Origin of the sequence: Nocardiopsis lucentensis DSM 44048, from assembly GCF_000341125.1 — a bacterium.
In the GTDB taxonomy this organism is placed as follows: Bacteria; Actinomycetota; Actinomycetes; order Streptosporangiales; family Streptosporangiaceae; genus Nocardiopsis; species Nocardiopsis lucentensis.
Window position 1 is genome coordinate 1 of the sequence record NZ_ANBC01000560.1, and the last position, 2,908, is coordinate 2,908.

The following is a 2,908-nucleotide window of genomic DNA, read 5'->3' on the forward strand; positions in this document are numbered from 1 at the left end:
GACGATCCCCACCAGCACCCCGGCGGACACCCCGACCGCCCGCAATCCGGGCCCGAGCAGCGCCGCCGGAAGCGCGAACAGCAGACCCGCCCCCGCCGCCACCAGCACGGCCTGCCCCGCCAGCCGCTCCAGGACGACCGCGCGCACCCCGCGACCCACGTCGCCCGCGTACCGGCCGTGGCTGACCGCCCGGTGGACGTCGCCCAGCACCCCGGCGGGCAGCACCGCGTTGAGGAACACCGCGCGGTAGTAGTCGCCGACCGCCCGCGCGAAGGGCAGCCGCAGACCGACCCCGCGCGCCACCACCCACCACCGCGCGGCGCTCAGCACGGTCGTGTACGCGCCCACTGCCAGCGCCACCAGCACCGCGCCGACGTCCACCACACCGAACGCGGACGTGAACGCCTCGGCCGGGAACCACCACACCACGGTCGCCAGGATCCCCGCCCCCACGAGCGCACGCAGCCACCCGGTGCGCCGGAGCGCGCCCGCGAAGCGTCCGCCCCGCGAACCCTCGGCGCCGCGTGGAGTCCCCGGGGCGTTCACCGCCCTCACGACGGCTCCACCCCCTGCGGCCGCGCCCGGTCGGTCGACCCGGGCTGCGGCACCGGACCGCCCGCCCCGGGCAGTACCACCAGGTCGGTGTGGTGGACGACCGCGCGCAACCGACCCTCGTCGCACTCCGCCAGCCGCCGCTCCAGGTATCCCGCCACGGGCAGTCCCGGCTCCTGGTCGGCCGCCGCCCCGACCCAGCCCCGCAGCCACTCCCGTGTCAGTTCGGCCCACCGCGGCCCCAGCCGCCACGGGCTGGCGAACGCGTGCGTCCGCGCTCCCAACCCCTCGAACACCTCGGCCGCGACAGCGACGGAGTCGGGGCCGAGCCGGCCCTCGCGCCTCTGGTGGTCGTTGAACGCCCGCTCCACCCGCGCGTCGAGCGGATCGGCGGGGGACAACTCCACCCGCCCCACCACCGACAGCGTGAGCAGCGCCGGACACCCGGCCGCCACGACCGCCCCGGCCAGCGTCTCCACCTCCGCGCGGGTGAGCAGGTCCAACAGGGCCGAGGCCGCCACCAGCGTGCACCCGGCCAGGTCCGCCGTCCCGAGCGCACCCAGATCGCGCAGGCGCGCCTCCACCCGCCCCACGGGCACGGTCGGCCGCGCCAACGCCAGCAGGGCCGGATCACGGTCGAACAGCACCCACCGCCCGGATCCGGGCAGCCGGGGGGCGAGCCAGCGGCCGAGCGAACCCGTGCCGCACCCCAGGTCGGCCACGACCCGGCCGTGGTCGCGCACCATCTCGACCGCCCGTGCCGACCTCGCCTCGGCGTCCGCGCCCTCACGCAGCGCCAGCCACTCCGGGGCGAACTCCGGAACACCCGTCGACGTCAACGGCACCCCTCCCTGTCGAGGACCGCGCCCATCGCGCGCGCCGTCTCTCTCCATCCTGCCAACTGTGATCGCCGCCGGCGCGCCGAGGTTCGCAGCCGTTCACGTAACCGCGGATCGGTGAGCCATCGGCGCAGGGCTTCACCGAGCGCGTCGGCGTCCTCCGGGTCGACGAGGATCCCGGGCCGGTCCCCGCCGGGACCACGCCCCAGCGCCTCGGGAACCCCGCCCACCCGCGCGGCCACGACCGGGACACCGCGCGCCAGCGCCTCGGTCACCGCCATACCGAAGGTCTCGGCGCGGGAGGGCAGCACCACCAGGTCGGCGGCGGCGTAGGCGGACTCCAGATCCGCCCCGGTCAGTGCGCCGGACAGCCGCACCCCCGACGCCTCCGCCAGCGCCCGCACCCGGTCGGCGTACGCGCCCCGGCCGACCGGCCCCACGCACACGCACTCCCACGTCGGCTCATCCCACCGGCTGAGGGCGTCCAACAGCAGATCGTGGCCCTTGCGCGGGGTCACCGAGGCCACGCACAGCAGGCGGGACACTCCGTCTGCGCCGGGTGCGAGCGGTGCCGGATCGGTGCCCGGGGCGACGTGGTGGACTCGGGCCAACCCGTGGTGGTCGGCCAGCCGACGGGCCGCCCAGCGACTGGTGGCGACCACCCCCGTCATCCCCAGGACCGCCCGCTCACGGGCGTCCAGGTCAGCCGCCACGCCGGGGGACAGGCCGGTCTCGTCGGCGAGGGGGAGGTGGACCAGCGTCACGATCCGCAGCCGGTCGGCGTGCGGGCTGAGGACCTCGGGCACCCCGCAGGCGACCAGGCCGTCCATCAGCACGCCCGCGCCGTCGGGAAGGCGCGCCAGCTCCCGGCCCAGCCCCTCCCGGTCGGCCGGACCCGGTCTGGGCCAGGACCCTGGCACCTCGATCCGGCGCACGGGCCGCCCCAGCGCGCCGAGCTCCGCCGCGATCCGTGCGTTGTAGGTGTTCCCACCGCTGGGGACACCGGGCGGGGGAACGACGAACGCGACGGTCAAAGGTCGCGCTCGTAGGTGGCCCAGGCCACGTGGGACTCGTGCAACGTGACCGAGACCCCGGTCAGACCGCGCCCGCGCGCGTCGATCCGCTCGACCAACCGGTCGGCGACGACCTTCGCCAGGAACTCGGTGGAGGTGTTCACCCCCGCGAACACGGGCTCCTCGTCCAGGTTGCGGTAGTTCAGCTCCGCGACGACGGCGCCCAGCTCCCGCGTCACCAGACCGATGTCCACGACGATGCCGTCGTCGTCGAGTTCGGGGCGGCGCAGGGTCGCGTCCACGACGAACGTGGCTCCGTGCAGTCGCTGGGCGGGGCCGAACACGTCGCCTCGGAAACTGTGCGCGACCATCAGGTGGTCGCGGACGGTGACACTGAACAAGGGTGTCCTCTCGGGATTGGGGTTGGGGGACGAAACCGGATCAGGCGTAGCCGACGCGGTGGCACAGGGCGGGAAGCGAGCCGTCGGCCAGCCGCGGCAGGAC

Annotated in this window: 4 protein-coding genes; all 4 read right to left on the reverse strand. The window is 75.7% G+C overall.

What is annotated here, in order from left to right:
• On the reverse strand, positions 1–555 hold a 555-nt coding region (locus tag D471_RS0119270; RefSeq protein WP_017600118.1), incomplete at its 3' end, for a lysylphosphatidylglycerol synthase transmembrane domain-containing protein.
• Positions 552–1,391, reverse strand: a complete 840-nt coding sequence (locus D471_RS0119275) for a class I SAM-dependent methyltransferase (protein WP_017600119.1) — start codon at positions 1,389–1,391, stop codon at positions 552–554. The genes D471_RS0119275 and D471_RS0119270, both read right to left, overlap by 4 nt.
• Positions 1,388–2,425, reverse strand: coding sequence for a glycosyltransferase family 4 protein (locus D471_RS0119280; RefSeq protein ID WP_017600120.1), 1,038 nt, complete (start codon positions 2,423–2,425; stop codon positions 1,388–1,390). Before D471_RS0119280 ends, D471_RS0119275 begins: the two co-directional genes overlap by 4 nt.
• A complete protein-coding gene (locus D471_RS0119285) occupies positions 2,422–2,805 on the reverse strand; it encodes a 6-pyruvoyl trahydropterin synthase family protein (RefSeq protein WP_017600121.1) in 384 nt (127 codons plus the stop codon). The genes D471_RS0119280 and D471_RS0119285 overlap by 4 nt, the downstream gene beginning before the upstream one ends.
• Positions 2,806–2,908 lie beyond the last annotated feature (103 nt).